General features: G+C 70.4%; 18 protein-coding genes. 13 read left to right on the forward strand and 5 right to left on the reverse strand.

All coding sequences use genetic code 11. The features are described 5' to 3' along the window. Positions 1 to 70: 70 nt before the first annotated feature. Positions 71 to 523: a hypothetical protein gene (locus tag ACZ3IC_RS00925; RefSeq protein WP_467411295.1), complete on the forward strand. Its 453-nt coding sequence runs from the start codon at positions 71 to 73 to the stop codon at positions 521 to 523. 329 nt (positions 524 to 852) lie between these two features. After that, complete coding sequence (locus ACZ3IC_RS00930; protein ID WP_467411297.1) at positions 853 to 1,638, forward strand: SAM-dependent methyltransferase; 786 nt, start codon at positions 853 to 855, stop codon at positions 1,636 to 1,638. A 178-nt stretch (positions 1,639 to 1,816) separates the two neighbouring features. Here ACZ3IC_RS00930 and ACZ3IC_RS00935 read toward each other — a convergent pair whose 3' ends face one another. Continuing rightward, positions 1,817 to 2,296: a GNAT family N-acetyltransferase gene (locus ACZ3IC_RS00935; RefSeq protein WP_467411298.1), complete on the reverse strand. Its 480-nt coding sequence runs from the start codon at positions 2,294 to 2,296 to the stop codon at positions 1,817 to 1,819. A 50-nt stretch (positions 2,297 to 2,346) separates the two neighbouring features. Here ACZ3IC_RS00935 and ACZ3IC_RS00940 point away from each other — a divergent pair, with 50 nt between their 5' ends. Continuing rightward, positions 2,347 to 3,162 carry an exodeoxyribonuclease III gene (locus ACZ3IC_RS00940; protein ID WP_467411299.1) on the forward strand — a complete coding sequence of 272 codons (816 nt, stop codon included), beginning with the start codon at positions 2,347 to 2,349 and terminating at the stop codon, positions 3,160 to 3,162. Positions 3,163 to 3,249: 87 nt separating this feature from the next. Here ACZ3IC_RS00940 and ACZ3IC_RS00945 read toward each other — a convergent pair whose 3' ends face one another. Beyond that, entirely contained in the window at positions 3,250 to 3,900 is a 651-nt protein-coding gene (locus tag ACZ3IC_RS00945; RefSeq protein ID WP_467412074.1) for a MerR family transcriptional regulator, read from the reverse strand. A 168-nt stretch (positions 3,901 to 4,068) separates the two neighbouring features. Here ACZ3IC_RS00945 and ACZ3IC_RS00950 point away from each other — a divergent pair, with 168 nt between their 5' ends. The 6 genes from ACZ3IC_RS00950 to ACZ3IC_RS00975 all read left to right on the forward strand — a co-directional run bounded on the left by ACZ3IC_RS00950 (position 4,069) and on the right by ACZ3IC_RS00975 (position 9,112). After that, positions 4,069 to 5,631: a flavin-containing monooxygenase gene (locus tag ACZ3IC_RS00950; RefSeq protein ID WP_467411301.1), complete on the forward strand. Its 1,563-nt coding sequence runs from the start codon at positions 4,069 to 4,071 to the stop codon at positions 5,629 to 5,631. Next, positions 5,628 to 6,587: an alpha/beta fold hydrolase gene (locus tag ACZ3IC_RS00955; protein WP_467411302.1), complete on the forward strand. Its 960-nt coding sequence runs from the start codon at positions 5,628 to 5,630 to the stop codon at positions 6,585 to 6,587. The genes ACZ3IC_RS00950 and ACZ3IC_RS00955 overlap by 4 nt, the downstream gene beginning before the upstream one ends. Then, positions 6,584 to 7,477 (forward strand): SDR family oxidoreductase, encoded by an 894-nt coding sequence (locus ACZ3IC_RS00960; protein ID WP_467411304.1) that lies wholly within the window; start codon positions 6,584 to 6,586, stop codon positions 7,475 to 7,477. Before ACZ3IC_RS00955 ends, ACZ3IC_RS00960 begins: the two co-directional genes overlap by 4 nt. 83 nt (positions 7,478 to 7,560) lie before the next feature. Further along, on the forward strand, positions 7,561 to 7,776 hold the full coding sequence (locus ACZ3IC_RS00965) for a hypothetical protein (protein ID WP_467411305.1): 216 nt from the start codon (positions 7,561 to 7,563) through the stop codon (positions 7,774 to 7,776). A 454-nt stretch (positions 7,777 to 8,230) separates the two neighbouring features. Beyond that, positions 8,231 to 8,794, forward strand: a complete 564-nt coding sequence (locus ACZ3IC_RS00970; RefSeq protein ID WP_467411307.1) for a dihydrofolate reductase family protein — start codon at positions 8,231 to 8,233, stop codon at positions 8,792 to 8,794. 108 nt (positions 8,795 to 8,902) lie between these two features. After that, on the forward strand, positions 8,903 to 9,112 hold the full coding sequence (locus ACZ3IC_RS00975; protein WP_467411308.1) for a Rid family hydrolase: 210 nt from the start codon (positions 8,903 to 8,905) through the stop codon (positions 9,110 to 9,112). A 38-nt stretch (positions 9,113 to 9,150) separates the two neighbouring features. Here ACZ3IC_RS00975 and ACZ3IC_RS00980 read toward each other — a convergent pair whose 3' ends face one another. Then, positions 9,151 to 10,698, reverse strand: coding sequence for a hypothetical protein (locus tag ACZ3IC_RS00980; RefSeq protein WP_467411309.1), 1,548 nt, complete (start codon positions 10,696 to 10,698; stop codon positions 9,151 to 9,153). A gap of 119 nt (positions 10,699 to 10,817) precedes the next feature. On the opposite strand from ACZ3IC_RS00980, the gene ACZ3IC_RS00985 reads away from it, so the two are divergent. Genes ACZ3IC_RS00985 through ACZ3IC_RS01000 form a run of 4 tightly spaced genes read left to right on the forward strand, consistent with a single transcriptional unit; the run spans position 10,818 to position 14,332 of the window. Beyond that, a complete protein-coding gene (locus tag ACZ3IC_RS00985; protein ID WP_467411311.1) occupies positions 10,818 to 11,609 on the forward strand; it encodes a class I SAM-dependent methyltransferase in 792 nt (263 codons plus the stop codon). Positions 11,610 to 11,666: 57 nt separating this feature from the next. Further along, positions 11,667 to 11,960, forward strand: a complete 294-nt coding sequence (locus ACZ3IC_RS00990) for a cupin domain-containing protein (RefSeq protein ID WP_467411312.1) — start codon at positions 11,667 to 11,669, stop codon at positions 11,958 to 11,960. A gap of 9 nt (positions 11,961 to 11,969) precedes the next feature. Further along, positions 11,970 to 13,154: a DUF1266 domain-containing protein gene (locus tag ACZ3IC_RS00995; protein WP_467411314.1), complete on the forward strand. Its 1,185-nt coding sequence runs from the start codon at positions 11,970 to 11,972 to the stop codon at positions 13,152 to 13,154. Continuing rightward, complete coding sequence (locus ACZ3IC_RS01000; protein WP_467411315.1) at positions 13,151 to 14,332, forward strand: DUF1266 domain-containing protein; 1,182 nt, start codon at positions 13,151 to 13,153, stop codon at positions 14,330 to 14,332. Before ACZ3IC_RS00995 ends, ACZ3IC_RS01000 begins: the two co-directional genes overlap by 4 nt. A 220-nt stretch (positions 14,333 to 14,552) precedes the next feature. Here ACZ3IC_RS01000 and ACZ3IC_RS01005 read toward each other — a convergent pair whose 3' ends face one another. Then, positions 14,553 to 15,119, reverse strand: a complete 567-nt coding sequence (locus tag ACZ3IC_RS01005; protein ID WP_467411316.1) for a hypothetical protein — start codon at positions 15,117 to 15,119, stop codon at positions 14,553 to 14,555. A 371-nt stretch (positions 15,120 to 15,490) separates the two neighbouring features. Beyond that, entirely contained in the window at positions 15,491 to 16,522 is a 1,032-nt protein-coding gene (locus ACZ3IC_RS01010; protein ID WP_467411317.1) for a serine/threonine dehydratase, read from the reverse strand. Positions 16,523 to 16,789 lie beyond the last annotated feature (267 nt).

Raw genomic sequence — 16,789 nt, forward strand, 5'->3', positions numbered from 1 at the left:
GCCTCACATTCTTGCGGCAGGCGGAGGTCGCCGCCTGGCTCGACTGGCCGTCGCGGCCGGAGGTTTCACGTTGCTGTCCCTGCACCTGACAGGCTGTTCGTCCGGCGCGCTCGAGCCCTGCGTACCGAAAACGCCGCAATCGGCGAACTCGGCTCAACTCGCGGGAAGTTATGAGGGAGTCCGGGACGCGAAGGGAGCTCACCTGGTCCTCACCGCAGATCCCGAAGCCCCGGCTGAGAACGGCGGAACCTTGACGGTGCGGAACTGGCCCACTGGCGACTATTACCGCGAATCACTGGGCGACACGTTCGACGGCTCGGGCACCTGGGAAGTTCAGCCCGCTTCCCGCACGGTCGAGTACCCCATGTTGCGCCTGCACTTCGACAAGCCAGAGGACTTCATGGCGGGAGACACGCTGGACCTTCTCTCCATCGCATCCGACTCGTCGAGAACCGTGCTCTATGACGAGACCGACCCGGACACGTGCCCCGCGTTCCGCATGGAGCGGCGTGCCAACTCGTAGGAGCCAGGGCGGCGACGGAGGAGGTCGATCCGCGTGATCGTCGCGGGCGACGGTATCCGGTGGTCGCGCTGGTAAGAGTGGTGGCCTGCGTGGTGGCGCCCGGAGCGCGCATGACCCGGGACGGATCGCCACCGACCTGGCGGTGACGCTCGCCGACGTTGACGAGCGGGCACTTGCTTCACAGGTTCCCGACGGCCCGGGGCAGGGCGGTGTCGGCGGGGCCAACTACGCTGGCAGTGCTCGCCTGTTCCGTGGGTCCTCTCAGGGGTGCTCCCACGTCGGGCCGAGTTCTCAGCTGCTCGTGATTTCCCCGTACGGAGGAGTGTCCTGTGACGGCCGGAATGCCCAAGCCCCAGATCGACACCAGTAAGCCCCACCCCGCGCGCGTCTACGACTGGCTCCTGGGTGGCAAGGACAACTACCCGGTCGACCAGCAGGTGGGGGAGACGCTGCCCGAGGAGGCGCGGGGCAACGCGGCGCGGAACCGGGCCTTCATGCACCGGGCCTCCGCCTGGCTGGCCCGGAACGGGATCGACCAGTTCCTCGACATTGGCGCCGGCATCCCCACGGCGCCCAATCTGCATCAGGTCGTCCAGGCCATCACACCGGCCGCCCGGATCGTCTACGCGGACAACGACCCGATCGTCCTGCGCCACGCGGAAGCGCTGCTGATCAGCAGCCCGGAGGGTGCCACCGACTACATCCACGCGGACGTACGGCAGCCGCAGGCGATCCTTGAACACGCCCGTGGGCTACTGGACTTCAGCAGGCCCATCGCGCTGTCCCTGATCGCGCTCATGCACTTCCTGCCCGACGACCAGGACCCGTACGGCATCACCCGCACCCTGGTCGACGCACTGCCCGCGGGCAGTTTTCTGATGCTCTCGCACGGCACGGCCGACCAGCATCCCGAGCTGCGGCAGGAGACCGAGACCACGTACAAGAAGGGGGCGATACCGCTGCGGATGCGTACCCGAAGCGAGGTCGAACCCTTCTTCGACGGCCTGAAGCTTGTCGAGCCCGGGCTGGTGTACGCCACGGAGTGGTACCAGGAGGAGCCGGCACCGGTGCAGGAACGCAGTGGCTTCTACGTGGGTGTCGGGCGGGTGCGCTGAGCGGGCGGGTGCGCTGAGCGGGCGGGGGAGCGATACCGGGAAGCGATACGGGGAGCGGCGCCGACGTGATGTCCGGAACCGCTGGCCCGGACCGACCCTGCCCGCGTCGGCGCGGCAGTTCTGGCGGTACGCGGCCGAGGTCCGAAGCCTGAGGCTTCGCGGCCGGTTCTTGCGGGGCCTACCGCAGCGGCTTCGCGAAGCAGAGGCTGCTCTCGTACGTGCGGTAGTGACCGAACTTCTCGCACGGGGTGTAACCGCTGGACGTGTACAGCGCGATCGCCTCGGGCTGCTTGTCCCCGGTCTCCAGCACCATGCGACTACGGCCCGCCGCCCGCGCGTCGGCCTCCAAAGCGGCCAGGACGCGGCGCGCCAGCCCGTTGCCGCGGCCCTCGGGTATCACGTACATCCGCTTGATCTCGGCGTCGCCGTCGGAGTAGCCCTCGTCGTTCTGCTCCTGGGAGCGCCAGCCGCCGGTGGCGACCGGGCGGTCCTGCGCATCGTAGGCGAGGAGATACAGACCGTTCGGCGGCTCGAACATCGACGCGTCGAGCGGTGTGACATCGCCCTCGTCGCCGTATCGCTCGGCGTATTCGAGCTGCACCTGGTCGTTGAGTTTGACGGCATCGGCGTGATCGAAGGGCCGAGCATGGATATTCATGCGAAAGATGGTACATGTATGCGACCCGAGCGTGTCGGTATCGTGCCGGAATGCTCACTGTCACCACCGTCAATGTAAACGGGCTCCGTGCCGCCGCCAAGAAGGGCTTCGTCGAGTGGCTGGCCCGGACCGAAGCCGATGTGATCTGCCTGCAGGAGGTGCGGGCCGAGCCGCAGCAGCTGACCGATGAGGTGCGCGATCCCGAGGGCTGGCACACCGTGCACGCACCGGCGGCCGCCAAGGGGCGGGCCGGTGTTTCCCTCTACACGCGGCGTGCGCCCGAGCGCGTTCAGATCGGGTTCGGCGGTTTCGGGGACGCGGGCAGCGAGGAGTTCGACGCGAGCGGCCGCTACGTCGAGGTCGACCTGCCCGGTGTCACGGTCGCGAGCCTGTATCTGCCCTCCGGCGAGGTCGGCACGGAGAAGCAGGACGAGAAGGAACGGTTCATGGCTGCGTTCCTCCCGTATCTGAAGGGCCTCCGGAAGCGGGCGGCGGCCGACGGCCGTGAGGTCGTGGTCTGCGGTGACTGGAACATCGCCCACCAGGAGGCCGACCTGAAGAACTGGAAGGGCAACAAGAAGAACTCCGGCTTCCTCCCCGAGGAGCGGGAGTGGCTGACCCGGGTCTTCGACGAGGCCGAGTACGTCGATGTCGTACGGGCTCTGCATCCGGAGGAGGAGGGGCCGTACTCGTGGTGGTCCTACCGCGGGCGGGCCTTCGATAACGACACGGGCTGGCGGATCGACTACCAGGTGGCGACGCCGGGCCTGGCCGGCCGTGCGGTGAAGGGCTGGGTCGAGCGGGCCGCGACGCACGGTGAGCGGTGGAGCGACCATGCGCCGGTGACGGTGGTCTTCGACCTGTAGACATGCGGGATGGGCTGATCCGGGATGGGCTGATCGGGGCCTTCGCCGGGCGTGCTGAAGGAGCGGGGCTCCTGCGTCCTCGTCTCGTCAGGAGGCGGGGTCGTGCGGCGGCCGGTCGGCGTCCTTGCGGCGCAGGCGTCGGTCCAGCGCCATGGAGAGCTCGGCGTCCACCACCGCGCGGGCCAGTGGGCGGAGTTGGGGTGGTTCCGTCTCGGCGCTGTGGGTTTCGAGGACGCCCACGAAGAGTTCGGCGAGCGCGTTCGCGTGCTCGCGGACCCGGCGGCCGGCCGAGAACACCGTGGCGAGCGGCACCCCTTCCCGTACCAGCTCCGCCGACACCTCCAGGAGTCGTCGGCTGATGTGGACGATCTCGTCGCCGTCGGTGGCCAGATAGCCCAGGTCGAGGGCGGCGGCCAGGTTTTCCGGGGTCACCTCGCCCTCGAAGTAGTCCGCGAGCTGTTCAGGGGTGAGGCGGACCGGGGTCTCCTCGGTCGGTTCGCCCAGGCCCAGCACCTCGGCGACATCGCGGCCGCTCTCGAAGGTGCGGGCGAGATCGGCGATGCCGGTGAGGGTGTGGCCGCGCTCCAGCAGGCCCGCGATGGTGCGCAGCCGGGCCAGGTGGTGGTCGTCGTACCAGGCGATGCGCCCCTCGCGGCGGGGTGGCGAGATCAGGCCGCGCTCCCGGTAGAAGCGCACGGTCCGTACGGGGATGCCGGCCTCCTTGGCCAGCTCCTCCATCCGGTATTCGCGGTGCTCACGTCCTTCAGCCACACCCGCACCCTATGTTGTACCGCCGGTAACTCTCCCCTGTCGCACCCCTACCCATCAGTACGGAGCTGTTCTACCCTCCCAACAGTGCCAGTGATCGCTGGCGGAGTCGTGTGACGTACCGCGGGAGGCGGCAGCATGGCCCAGCACGAGCACGTACGAGTGGCGGTGATCGGATCCGGATTCGGGGGCCTCGGGGCCGCGGTCCGGCTGCGCCGCGAAGGCATCACGGACTTCGTCGTCCTGGAACGGGCCGATTCCGTCGGCGGCACCTGGCGCGACAACAGCTATCCGGGCTGCGCCTGCGACGTACCGTCCCACCTCTACTCGTTCTCGTTCGCCCCCAACCCCGAGTGGCCGCGCACCTTTTCCGGGCAGGAACACATACGTGCCTACCTGGAGCATGTCGCGGACACCTTCGGGCTGCGCCCGCACATCAGGCTGGGCCACGAAGTGACGCTGATGCGTTGGGACCGCGACGAGTTCCACTGGGTCATCGAGACCGCGGGCGGGGCCACGTTCACCGCCGATGTCGTCGTCTCCGCGACCGGTCCGCTCTCCGACCCGAAGACGCCTGACATCCCCGGTCTCGGCGGCTTCCCCGGCAAGGTCTTCCACTCGGCCCGTTGGGACCACGACTACGACCTGACCGGCAAGCGCGTCGCGGTGATCGGCACCGGCGCCTCCGCCATCCAGATCGTGCCCTCGATCCAGCCGAAGGCCGGCAAGCTGACGCTTTTCCAGCGCACCCCGCCGTGGGTCATGCCGCGCATGGACCGCAGGATCAGCGGCGCCGAGCGCTGGTTGCACCGCACGCTCCCCTTCACCGGCACCGCGCGCCGCGGACTGCTCTGGGGCATAAGGGAGTTGCAGGTCAGCGCCTTCACCAAGCGCCCGAACGAGCTGGGCCTGGTCGAGTCGATAGCCAAGTCCAACATGGCGCGGTCCATCAAGGACCCGGCGCTGCGGGCCAAGCTGACCCCGTCGTACCGCATCGGCTGCAAGCGCATCCTGCTCTCCAGCGCCTACTACCCGGCACTCGCCCAGCCCAATGTGGAAGTGGTCGCCTCCGGTCTGGCCGAGGTGCGCGGCTCCACGGTCGTCGCCTTCGACGGTACGGAGGCCGAGGTCGACGCGATCATCTTCGGCACCGGCTTCCATGTGACCGACATGCCGATCGCCGACCGGGTGGTGGGCGCGAAAGGCATCACGCTCGCAGAATCCTGGAAGGACGGCATGCAGGCGCTGCGGGGTGCGAGCGTGGCCGGCTTCCCCAACTGGATGACGATCATCGGCCCCAACACGGGGCTCGGGAACTCCTCGATGATTCTGATGATCGAGTCCCAGCTGAACTACATGGCCGCCTATCTGCGCCAGTTGAACGTGCTGGGCGGCCGCGTCGCACTCGACGCGCGGGCCTCGGCGGTCGGGGCCTGGAACCGCCGGGTCCAGGAACGGATGAAGCGCACCGTGTGGAAAACCGGCGGCTGCAACAGCTGGTACCTGGACGCCAACGGGCGCAACACGACGGTCTGGCCGGGTACGACGGCCGAATTCCGCAAGGTGACGCGGTCGGTCGACCTCGCGGAGTACGAGGTCGTCCGGATACCGAAGCAGGCCGCCGCTCCCGAGGAGCCCGTGGAGTCCGGCGCGAGCAGGTCCGGCGCGAAGAAGTCCGTCGCCGAGGAGGCCGTGGGATGAGCCGGCTGCTGCGGCGCGACGACGCGCCGCCCGTCCCCGGGCGCGAACTGACCGCGCTCTCCGCCGACGGCGCCCGGATCCATGTCGAGGTGCACGGGCAGGACGGCGCCCCCGCGGTGGTTCTGTCGCACGGCTGGACCTGCAGCACCCACTTCTGGGCCGCGCAGATCCGGGACCTGGCGGTGGACCACCGCGTCGTCGCCTACGACCAGCGGGGCCACGGTCGTTCGCCCGCGGTGGGCCGTGAGGGGTACAGCACGGACGCCCTCGCCGACGACCTCGAAGCGGTGCTGGCCGCCGCCCTCGAACCGGGCGAGAAGGCCGTGCTCGCCGGGCACTCCATGGGCGGCATGACGATGATGGCCGCCGCGCGGCGGGCCGGACTGCGTGAGCACGCGGCCGCCGTACTGCTGTGCAGCACCGGGAGTTCGCGGCTGATCGCCGAGTCGCTGGTGGTGCCGTTGCGGGCCGGGGCCCTGCGTAACCGGATGACGCACGCGATCCTCGGCGCGCGCGCACCGCTCGGGCCGGTCACGCCGTTGTCAAGACGGATACTGAAGTACGGGACGATGGGACCGGGTTCGGCCCCCGAACGGGTCGAGACCTGCGCACGGATCGTGCACGCATGCCCGCGGGCGGCCAGGGTTGCCTGGGGACATGTCCTGGCGGAGCTCGATCTGGACGCCGAGGTACGGGAGTTGCGGGTGCCCACGGCGGTGATCGCGGGTGCGCAGGACCGGCTGACGCCGCCCGTGCACGCCCGCGCCATCGCGGCGGCGCTCCCCGACTGCCTGGGCCTCACCGAACTGGCGGGCATGGGGCACATGACACCGGTGGAGGCGCCGGAGGCGGTCACCGCGGAGATCCGGGAGCTCGTCACCGCGTACGTCCCGGCGGGCGGTGCGGGCGGTGCGGGCGGTGGGGACGGCATGTCCGGGAAGGAAGATGTCGCATGAGCGACTGGCGGAGTCTCGAAGGACAGGTCGTCGTCGTCACGGGCGCGGCGCGTGGCGTGGGTGAATTGCTGGCGCGCAAGCTCTCGGCGCGCGGCGCCAAGCTCGCGCTGGTCGGCCTGGAGCCGGATGAGCTGAAGAAGGTCTCCGAGCGGCTGTACGGCGACAGCGACCACTGGTTCGCGGACGTCACCGACCACGAGGCGATGGCGCGCGTCGCCCAGGAGGTCAAGGAACGGTTCGGGAAGGTCGACGTCGTCGTCGCCAACGCCGGAGTCGCTTCGGGCGGTCCGTTCATGGACTCGGACCCGGACGCGTGGCGCCGGGTCATCGAGGTCAATCTGATCGGCGGCGCGGTGACGGGGCGGGCGTTCCTGCCGGTGCTCATGGAAAGCCGCGGGTACTTCCTCCAGATCGCCTCGCTCGCGGCGATCACGCCCGCGCCGATGATGACCGCGTACTGCGCGTCCAAGTCCGGTGTGGAGGCGTTCGCGCACAGCCTGCGGGCCGAGGTCGGCTACCGCGGGGTGAAGGTCGGGGTCGGCTATCTGTCCTGGACCGACACGGACATGGTGCGGGGCGCCGACCAGGACGACGTGATGCGGGAGCTGCGGCAGCGGCTGCCCTGGCCGGCGAACCGTACGTATCCGCTGGGCCCGGCCGTCGACCGGATCGTGGCCGGTATCGAACGGCGCTCCGCGCACGTGTACGCGCAGTGGTGGCTGCGCGGGATGCAGTCCGTGCGGGGCTACCTCCCTGCGGTGATCGGCGTCCTCGGCCAGCGGGAGATGCGACGGTTCGGGCCGCGGCTGGAGAGCGTGGGCAAGGGACTCGTGGGCGCCGGAGGCGCGGCGGACCAGGATGCGCGGGCGGTGCGTACGCAGAGTAAGTGATCGAAATGCGGTGGATGTCGGCGCGTGTAACTCTGGTCGAGGCCCTTACGGGCCGTTCCCCAAGCACCACTAGGAGTGACAGCATGGGTATCGCAGACCAGTTCAAGGACAAGGCGCAGGAGCTCGCCGACCAGGCGAAGAAGAAGGCGAACGAGGGCAAGGAAGCGGGCCGGGAGCGGACGCAGGGCGCGTCCGAGCGTGCTTCGAAGCCGTCGCAGCAGGGCCGTGACAAGGCTCAGCAAGGCCGTGGCAGGGGCCAACAGACGACGCACGAAGCCCGCGAGAAGTTCGACCGCTGACGCGTATCGCGACTCCGCGCGTTGTCCGTGAGGGGCGTGCCCGGGAGACCGGGTGCGCCCCTTCGCGTCGTGGCGGACGGGGTGCGGCCGGCGTCGCGGGAGGTCACGCGCCTCACCTGCTCCGTGCGGAAGCTTCGCACGCACCGCCGGGCGCAACGGCCGCAGGTCGCCGCCCGGCAGGCGGTCCGCCAACGCACGGCCTGTGCCAGGTCCTTACCAACGACGTGCGCTACTGGCGGCCGGTCGGCCGGCGTCGCTTCGTGTGCCGGTGCGGCGTCGGCGGCGTCAATTGCGAATCGGGTCCCAGGCCTTCCGGAGGCGCAAGGCAACGACTACTGAGGTTTTCTCAACGAAATGATCTCGTGAGGTGATTCCCAGGGAATTCGCGAGTCGCGATGAGTTCTGCGGCGCCCGGCGGTCGTACTGTCGAGCCCGTTACCGAGGAGGACTTCTGATGCGCAGCGTGACTTATTCGATGAACGTCTCACTTGACGGCTACATCGTCGGGCCGGACGGCGGCTTCGACTGGACGGCACCCGACGAGGAGGTCTTTCGCTTCTGGATCGACGAGACTCGAGAGGTCGGCGTCCACCTGTTGGGACGACGGCTGTACGAGACGATGCTGTACTGGGAGACCGCCGACCAGGATCCATCGCTCGACGACGCAGAGCTCGAGTGGGCCGCGCTCTGGAATCCGCTCCCGAAGGTGGTGTTCTCCAGCACGCTGTCGGCGGTGCAGGGCACTGCCCGCCTGGCTTCCGGCGGCCTGGCGGAGGAGATCGAGCAGTTGCGGGCCGAGCCGGGGGAGGGCCACATCGCGATCGGCGGCGCGACTCTCGCCGCCGAGGCGGCCGCGCTGGGTCTGATCGACGAGTACCGGGCCGTGGTCTACCCGGTGCTGGTTGGCGGTGGCATTCCGTTCTTTCCCCGGCGCGAGCGCCGGGTGGATCTCGAACTCGTCGAGACCCGCACCTTCAGCTCGAGATTCGGCTACCTCCGCTACCGCGTGGCGCGCTAACGGGCTGTCCCGCGATTGAAGCTGGGCGTGCTGGCCTGGGGGTTTGGCTGAAGGGTGGTTCAGCAGGTGGTCGTGCGGACGTGCACAAGCTCGGTGCTTTACCGCACGATGACCATCTCGGATGACGTCGTCCAGCAGGCCGAGCAGTGCCTCCGCAACATCGAATACGCGCTGAAGAAAGCGGAATGCACCTTCGCGGACATCGTCCGGGTGCGGTATCTCCTCCCCAACCGCGACGACTTCGAGCCGTGCCGGCCACTCCTCCGCGGCCGCTTCGGCGACGTTCGGCCCGCCGCCAGGATGATGGTCTGCGGGTGAACCTGGCCTCCGCCGAGATCCCCGACAGCGTCAGGCGCTCAGGGGCGGTACGTGTGACCCGCGCCGGCGGTAGCCGTCGAGCGAGGAGGGAGGTAGGCGCGCAGGCCCGTCAGGCGGTCGAGGTCGGGCAGCGGATGTGCGGGCCACGCCCGGGCGTACGACGGGGGGCCTGCCTCGTCGGCCACCAGGACGGCGACCGGCCGGCGGAGCGCCGTCGCGACGAGTTCCTCCGGCGTGATGCTCTTGTCGGGGCCGCCGGTCTGGCGGGAGGCGCAGCCGGCGCGGAAGGCGACGCGGATCGCGTCCGTGCCGCTGATCACGCAGGGCGGGCGCACGCCCAAGGCGTGCAGTTCGGCGGCGACGCGCCCGACGTCGGCGGTGCTGCGGCGCACCCGGTCCGCTGCGCCGTCGACCACGCGGTACTGGATCGCCAGGTGTACGGCCACGGCTGTCGCGACGAGCGCGACGGCGATCCGGCGCCCGCGCGGCCGGGGCCTGCACGCCCGGACCAGGCCGTACGCGACGGGCAGGGCGAGCAGGGCGTAGGCGGGCAGCAGAAAGCGCGGGGCCGCGTAACCGACGGTGAACAGGTAGGGCGCGGCCATCACGGCGCCGACGGCGGTCGCGACCACCAGCTCCGTGCCGTGGCGGCGCGCGCGGACCGCGGCCCGCACACCGGCCGCCACGAAAAGCGGCAGCGCGAGGAACCACAGGGCGGTGGCGGGGTGCTGCCATGGCACGTCGCAGGGACGGCACAGCGTGCGCCCGCCGAGGGCGCGCACGTGGTCGTCGACGGAGAAGTACCAGCCGAGCCGGCCCTGGATCTCGCTCGCCCGGTCCAGCCGGGCGGCGAGACCGCCGTACGAGACGTACGCCTCGGCGATCCATGAGGCGCAGCCGACGGTCAGGCCGACGGCGAGCGCGGCCGGTAGCCGCGGCCACCGCGGGGCCCGCATCACCGCGGCAGCGACCGCGAGCGGCAGCGCGAGCCACACAGCGTCCGTGGGCCGCATCAGCGCGGCGAACGCCACTCCGGCGGCCATCCCGGCCGGCGCCCACCGGTCGACCGGGGCCCGTGCGGCCCGCAGGAACCAGCCGACCGCGGCGAGCGCCCCGTACGCGACCCACAGGTTGGGCATCGCCTGCGAGGCGTAGAACATCGTGATCCACAGACCGGCGAACAGCGCGCCTGCGACGCCGAGGACGGAAGCGGGCAGGAGCCGGCGCCACACCCACAGCGCGAGGAACAGCCCGCAGCCCGCCAGCACGGCCATGTAGACACGCAGCGCCGGCACGGAGGTGGTCAGCGACGCGACGGGGGAGACGAGGTAGGAGATGCCCCGGGCACGCGGCGCGCTGAAGAACGCCGCCGGCGCCTGCGGGCTCACCTGGCTGACGTACACCGACTCGTCCCAGCCGAGCCCGAGACCCGGGGCGAACAGTGCGAGGTGCACGAGTGCGAAGGTGGCAGAGACAGCCGCGAGCCACGGCAGCGGGTTCCCCGCGGCCGTCCGGGTGCGCGGGCCTCGCAGCGCTTCGCCCCTAGCACCGGTCCGCTCCGTACCGATCACGCCTGGTTCCCGCATGTAACCACGGTGCCCTCGGCCTCGGCAGGGCGCCCGGGACGGCGCGGCAGTCGGCCCAACGCACGACCGGACGAGTAACATCCGCAAAGGGGCAGCCCACGGATGGCACGGAGGCCGTCATGCAGCAACGACCCGCGTCCCGACTGTCGGTGAACCGCTCGCAGTTCGGCCACAAGGTGCGTTACGTCCTGCGGCATCCTGGCCGCGTGGTGCCCCATCTGCGCCGGGCGGGCCGGGACGCATGGCTGCGGCTGCGCCACCGCGGCGGCCACATCGTGTACTACCGGGCGGTGATGGCGTCCGATACGGCCCGGAGCCCGGAGGCGGCGGTCGGCGGCGGGCCCTCGCGCGAGCGCTGGCTCGCCATCGGTCAGATGCAGTTCGACTACCTGCGGGAGCACGGGTTGCGGCCGCACGACCGGCTGTTGGAGATCGGCTGCGGCAACCTGCGGGCGGGCTGGCGTTTCATCGACCATCTGGAGCCCGGCCACTACTACGGGATCGACATCTCGCCCGACATCCTCATCGAGGCCAAGAAGACCCTCGTCCGCTGCGGCCTCCAGCAGAAGCTGCCGTACCTGACGCTCGTCGACGACCTGAGGCTGGACTTCCTCCCTGACGCCTCGTTCACGGTCGTTCACGCGCACAGCGTCTTCTCACACTCGCCGCTGGAGGTCATCGACGAATGCCTCGCCCACGTCGGACGGGTCCTCGCGCCCGGCGGCTTCTTCGATTTCACCTACGACCGCACCGAGACACGCGAGCACCAGGTGCTGGGCGAGGACTTCTACTACCGCACGGAGACGCTGGTCAGGCTGGCCGAGCGGCATGGCCTGACCGCCCGTTTCATGGACGACTGGGAGCGACTGCCACACGGCCAGTCGAAACTCCGCGTCACCCACGCGGCGTAAGAGGTTGCGCGCATAGGTGGGGCGGCGTCGCGTGCCGATGGGCGGCGCCTGGCGGCGTTGTCGTCGGTCGGCGACTCCCCCATAGCCCTGAAGGCATGGGGGGACCCCCTTCGCGTCGCCTCCCTCCTTCGCCTTGCCAGGCTTGCCCTCGCCCCGCTCCTCGATGTCGGCTCGGCCACCTTCACGGTGACGGCCACGGACGCCCTCGTCTTCCGCGCCGACCGGCCACATGCGTACCGCAACACCGAGGACGCCCCGGCCCGCTACACGGTGAGCGTGATCTACAACGGAGCACGCGATCACCGCTACCTCCTCCGGGGCACCGCTCCGGGCACCGGAGGCATTCCATAGGATCCGACCGTGACGACGGGGACAGAGACGACTGGGACAAGGGCGCCGTGGACGGGCTGGGCGCCGCCGAGCGAGACGGAACAGTTGCTCCACGAGACGGCAGTGGCCGGCGACCGGGATGCGGTGCTGGACGCCCTGGCCCGGAGCAGGCTCTTCCTGCTCGTCGCCCGCCTGCACGCGGACACTCCCGGCTTCGATCCCCCGCTTGCCGCGCAGCCGGATCCCGCGTCGGGCCGCATGTGTGTCACGGTACTGACATCCGGCGCGTTGCCGCCCTGGCACCCTGACTGGGTGTTCGAGGCGACCGGCCTCGATGACCTCGCGCGCCGCTGGCCGGACGGAGTCCGGCGGTTGGGAGTCAATCCGGGCACGCCGTACGCCGTCACTCTCGAGGCCGGTCCGGGACGTCGCCGGGCGTGGCTGAAGGCCCACGAGCGGTCCGGCGGGCCGCAGGCCGGCCTGCTGCTGACCCATCGGGCCGGTCCGCTGCACGGACCGGTCGCACACGGTCTGGCCCTCGGAGCCCATCTCGCCGTGCACAACGGCCTCGTCTGGAACGACCTGGGCGCCGCCTACGAAGGGTACGCAACGGATCGTGCCCGGCTCCGTAATCCCTGGGGCGTGCTGGACCGTGCCGCTTACCGGGAGACTCTCGAAGCACTGCTGGCCACCCGGCTCGTCGGCCGTACCTACGAGTCGGTGCTCCGGATCCGTCGCGCCCTCGCCGGGCGGCTGGGCCGCACCCCGACGGTCCCGGAGTGGTCCGCGGCGCTCACCGATGCGCTGACGCGCCGCCGGTCCACGCCGTCCGAGACGGCCGAGGCCCATGAGGTGCTGCGGCTGGCCGTCACGTACGAGGACAGGTTCCGCGCGGATGGCGCCCTCGGCGCCGGCGAGCGGGTCGACACCCTGGCCGCCTTCGACTACGGGCGGGCGGTCAACGTCGTACGGCTCGCGCTGGGCGCCCGTCTCTGCGATCCGCGCGAAGCCGAACAGGCCGTGCTGCGGATCGGTGCCCTGGCCAGGCAGGCGTACGGCTCCTGGGCGCAGTTCTCCCTCGGATATTCGCTGGCCCGCGTGATGCACTTCGACGCGGACGATTCGTCCGGAGTGAAATACGAGCAGTCGCTCGCGCAGCACCGGGTTTTGACGCAGGACCCCAACAGCCCCTACCGGAACATCGCCTGGTCATGAATCCACTGCCCCCTCACCCCAACGCCCCGGCCTCTTCCGCCCCCTGGGCACCGCCGTCGATAACGGAGCACCTGCTGTACGAAGCCGGAGCACGTGGTGACACGGAAGCCCAACTGCGTGTGCTGGCCGGCGAGGAGCTCTACATCGCCGCCCCGAAGGCCGAGGTGGACGCGGCTCCCGACATGGTCACATGGCGCCCGTACCGGGACCAGGGCGGACGAAGCTGCCGACCGGTACTCACCCGGGGGATGCTGCCGCCCTGGCATCCGGAGTGGGTGTTCCACGCCGTCTCCCTCAAGTGGGTGGCAGAGTTCGACTGGCGCGACCCGTACCAGCTGCTGTCCGTCAATCCCGGCACTCCCGCCCAGTTGATCTTCCCCGCCACGCCCCCGCACCGCGCGATGTGGCTGCGCTACCACTCGGAGAACGACCGCCCCAGGAGCGACCGGCTGATCGCGTTGCGGCACGGGGCGCTGCATGGCCCACTGGCCTACGGGCTGGCGTGCGGGGCGCATCTGGCGGTCGGCAACGGGGTGCCCTGGAACGAGGTGGGCACCGCCTACCACGAGTACTCGTGCGAGCGGGAGCTGCTCCGCAACTCATGGGGCATCACCGAACCGACCGGCTGGCGAAAGGAGTTGGATGCCCTGCTCAACGCGCGCAACAGCCCGCCCGAGCCCGATTTCGTACTCCGGGTGCGTGAACAGCTCGAGGCCGGACTCGGCGAGCAGCCCTCCGCGGAGCTGTGGCGCGAAACGGCCGCCGGGCACGCCCAGGACATCGGGGTGGGCCACGACACGGTCAAGGACATCGAGGAGCTGGTAAGGCGCATCGTCAGGTACGAGGCCCGGTTCCGCGCCGACGGGCTGCTGCCGCCGGACGGCCGGGTCACCACTACGGTCGCCTACGATTACGGGCGTGCCGTGAACCTGGCCAGGTGGGGGCTGTCCGCCCGTTTCTGCGCCCCGCACGAGGCGGAGCAGGCCGTCGTGTACGCCGGTGCGCTGAGCAAATCGGCCTACCGCTCCTGGGAGGATTTCTCGGCGGGATACGCGCTGGGCCGTGTGTTGCGGTTCGACGGTGAGGACTACGGCGACTACTACCGGAGCAATGTCACGGCGCACCGTCTGCTGACGGAGAGCGAAGGCAGCCCGTGGCGGAACCTGCCCTGGTGCTGAACCCTGCCGCGCCTCTTGTCCACGGACACGTTGTCCACGGACACGCCCGCGTGGCTCTGTCACGGCGCGGGGAGCGGCGGGACGGCCCACCCGGCGACCACCCCTGCCCACCAGCAGAAACGTCCCCGAATCCGCTCCGAAAATCACAGAGCCGCACTCATCGAATGCGGCTCTGTGGACCCAGGTTGATGGCTCGAGGGCCAGCTGGGGTGGGGTGGGGTCAGGCGCGGGAGATGCGCCAGTCGGCGACGGTGCCGGTGCGGTTGTAGTAGGCGTTGGTGCACACGTCGTACTTGCCGCCGGTAGGGCCGACGCCGTTGGTCTCCAGGAAGCCGCCGTTGCCGCCGTAGGTGTTCCAGAGGTGGACGGTGTCGCCGATGTGGACGGCGGTGTCCTGGGGGCTGGAGGTCTGGGCGAAGATGCGCCACTCGGCGGTGCCCGTGCCGCGGTCGTCGTTCTTGGCGGTGAGGACGTCGTACTTGCCGCCGGCCTTCTTCTGGTCAGCGGTGGCGTGCCCGTTGGTGTCCAGGTAGCTTCCGGCCCCATAGAGGTTGCGCAGGGTGATCAGGTCGCCGCTGGCCACCGGCGTGCCGGTGGCCTTGCCCTGGGCGGACACGATCTCCCACGTGCCGGTACCCGTGCCACGGGTCGGGCTTTCCGCGGTGGAGACCCCGTAGACGGCGCCGTTCGCGGAGCTCGCGCCGTTCGTGTCGAGGTAACCGCCGCCCCAGTTGCCGTACCCATTCTGCAGGTGGATCCGGTCGCCGTACTTCAGTGCTTCAGCCATGAGGATCTTCTCAACTCCCTGATCAAATAGGTGTGGTTGAGCTGCCGCCCGTAGGGTGGGCGGTCGGATTGATCATCCGGGTCTCGGGCCGCGGTCGGGCGGGCTTCCCGGTTCTGTCCACACGATCGAGTGGCGGGGCTGCTGTTTCGCCGGTCGTGATGCCTGGCGTCGAGCATGATGTCCGCCGCCGTGGGCACCGGTCGCAGCGCAGCGATGTAGAACGCGGCGCCGGCTGGGCCGCTGACGCTCCGTCGGCGTTGACCAGAACCCGGCCCGACATGAGGGTCCGGGAGCCGAATCTCTGCGACACCTAGGCACGGTTCGTGACCCGGTGCGGCAGGGCCCGGTCGGGCCCTGGGGGCGACCGGATGTCAGCTCCCGGCCTGGTGCACCAGGTCGCTCGGGTCGGTGTTCGCGCCGCACAGTACGACGGCGATGCGTTCGCCGTGGCTCGGCCGGTAGCCGTGACCCGGGGCCGTCGGCCCGGTCGGGAGGTCCGGGGCGGTGAGCGCGGCCAGGGCGGTGGCGGCGGCGTGCTCGACGGCGACGTGGTGGTGGTCCCACAACTCCTGCCGGGCGCGGATGATTTCGCCGTCCGGCACGAGGACGGAGCGGACATCGTCGTGGTGGGCGGCGTGCAGGGCCAGTGCGGTGGCACGGCGGGCGCCAAGGGCGTCGATGGCGACCGAGTCGACGGGGACGTCGACCGGGCGACCGGCCTCGATGGCGGCGTTCAGCGCCCGGCAGTTCTCCGGCTCGACGGCGACCGTGCGGATTCCGTGGTGCCGGGCGGCGGTGGCGACACCGGCGAACAGGCCGCCGCCGCCGACCGAGACCACCACGGTGTCCAGACCGGGGATCCGGGCGTTGATCTCCTCCAGCAGGGTTCCGGCCCCGGCGGCGATCAGCGGGTGGTCGTAGGCGTGGGCGGCGAGCGCGCCGGACGAGGCGGCGAACTCCTCGCATGCCTCCAGTGATTCGGCGTACACCGCGCCGACGATCCTTACGTCCGCCCCGAGTTCACGGAGCTTTGCCACCTTGACCGCCGGGGCGACGGTCGGCAGGAACACCGTGGCCCGCACGCCCTGTTGCCGCGCGGCCCACGCGCAGGCGAGCCCGGCGTTGCCGCCGGAGGCGATGGTCACCCCCGCGTCCGGCAGGGTGCCGGCCTCGCGGTGGGCCTGGATGAAGTTCTGCGCGCCGCGCGCCTTGAAGGAGCCGGTGTGCTGCATGAACTCCAGCGCGAACCAGGCCTCGTAGGGCTCTGCGGACCGGCTGTCGAGGGCCGCGCCGCGCGCCGCGCGGATGGTTCCCGGGTCGACGGGGGCGACGGTGACCGGGCGGACGTGCCCGGTTATCCGGTCGGTGGCGGCCTTGATGTCGTCGTACGTGAGCTGGTGCACGTCGTTGCTCCTGCCGGGAGGGGGACGCGGCCGGGCGGATGGGGCCGGCCGGTGGACTGGGTGGGCTGGGTGGACTGGGCCGGGCTGGGCGGGCTGGGCTGACTGGGCGGGGATGGCTCAGGCCGGTTCGGGTCGTTGCGGTCCGCGACGGAAGGCGAGTGGTTTGCGGGGTCGTTCTCCAACGCGGTCCGCGTTCAAGGGATTTGATCCAACAGGTCAACTGAACGTGTCGAACGTGGTACGTTCTGTCACCTTGAACTCAATAAG

This window comes from Streptomyces sp. NPDC002958, from assembly GCF_055563255.1.

Bases quoted from the DNA above. Each gene is read 5' to 3' on its own strand.
- ACZ3IC_RS00935 (WP_467411298.1), bottom strand. From the start codon at position 2,296: ATGAATATCCATGCTCGGCCCTTCGATCACGCCGATGCCGTCAAACTC.
- ACZ3IC_RS00940 (WP_467411299.1), top strand. From the start codon at position 2,347: ATGCTCACTGTCACCACCGTCAATGTAAACGGGCTCCGTGCCGCCGCC.
- ACZ3IC_RS00945 (WP_467412074.1), bottom strand. From the start codon at position 3,900: ATGGAGGAGCTGGCCAAGGAGGCCGGCATCCCCGTACGGACCGTGCGC.
- ACZ3IC_RS00950 (WP_467411301.1), top strand. From the start codon at position 4,069: ATGGCCCAGCACGAGCACGTACGAGTGGCGGTGATCGGATCCGGATTC.
- ACZ3IC_RS00955 (WP_467411302.1), top strand. From the start codon at position 5,628: ATGAGCCGGCTGCTGCGGCGCGACGACGCGCCGCCCGTCCCCGGGCGC.
- ACZ3IC_RS00960 (WP_467411304.1), top strand. From the start codon at position 6,584: ATGAGCGACTGGCGGAGTCTCGAAGGACAGGTCGTCGTCGTCACGGGC.
- ACZ3IC_RS00965 (WP_467411305.1), top strand. From the start codon at position 7,561: ATGGGTATCGCAGACCAGTTCAAGGACAAGGCGCAGGAGCTCGCCGAC.
- ACZ3IC_RS00970 (WP_467411307.1), top strand. From the start codon at position 8,231: ATGCGCAGCGTGACTTATTCGATGAACGTCTCACTTGACGGCTACATC.
- ACZ3IC_RS00975 (WP_467411308.1), top strand. From the start codon at position 8,903: ATGACCATCTCGGATGACGTCGTCCAGCAGGCCGAGCAGTGCCTCCGC.
- ACZ3IC_RS00980 (WP_467411309.1), bottom strand. From the start codon at position 10,698: ATGCGGGAACCAGGCGTGATCGGTACGGAGCGGACCGGTGCTAGGGGC.
- ACZ3IC_RS00985 (WP_467411311.1), top strand. From the start codon at position 10,818: ATGCAGCAACGACCCGCGTCCCGACTGTCGGTGAACCGCTCGCAGTTC.
- ACZ3IC_RS01000 (WP_467411315.1), top strand. From the start codon at position 13,151: ATGAATCCACTGCCCCCTCACCCCAACGCCCCGGCCTCTTCCGCCCCC.
- ACZ3IC_RS01005 (WP_467411316.1), bottom strand. From the start codon at position 15,119: ATGGCTGAAGCACTGAAGTACGGCGACCGGATCCACCTGCAGAATGGG.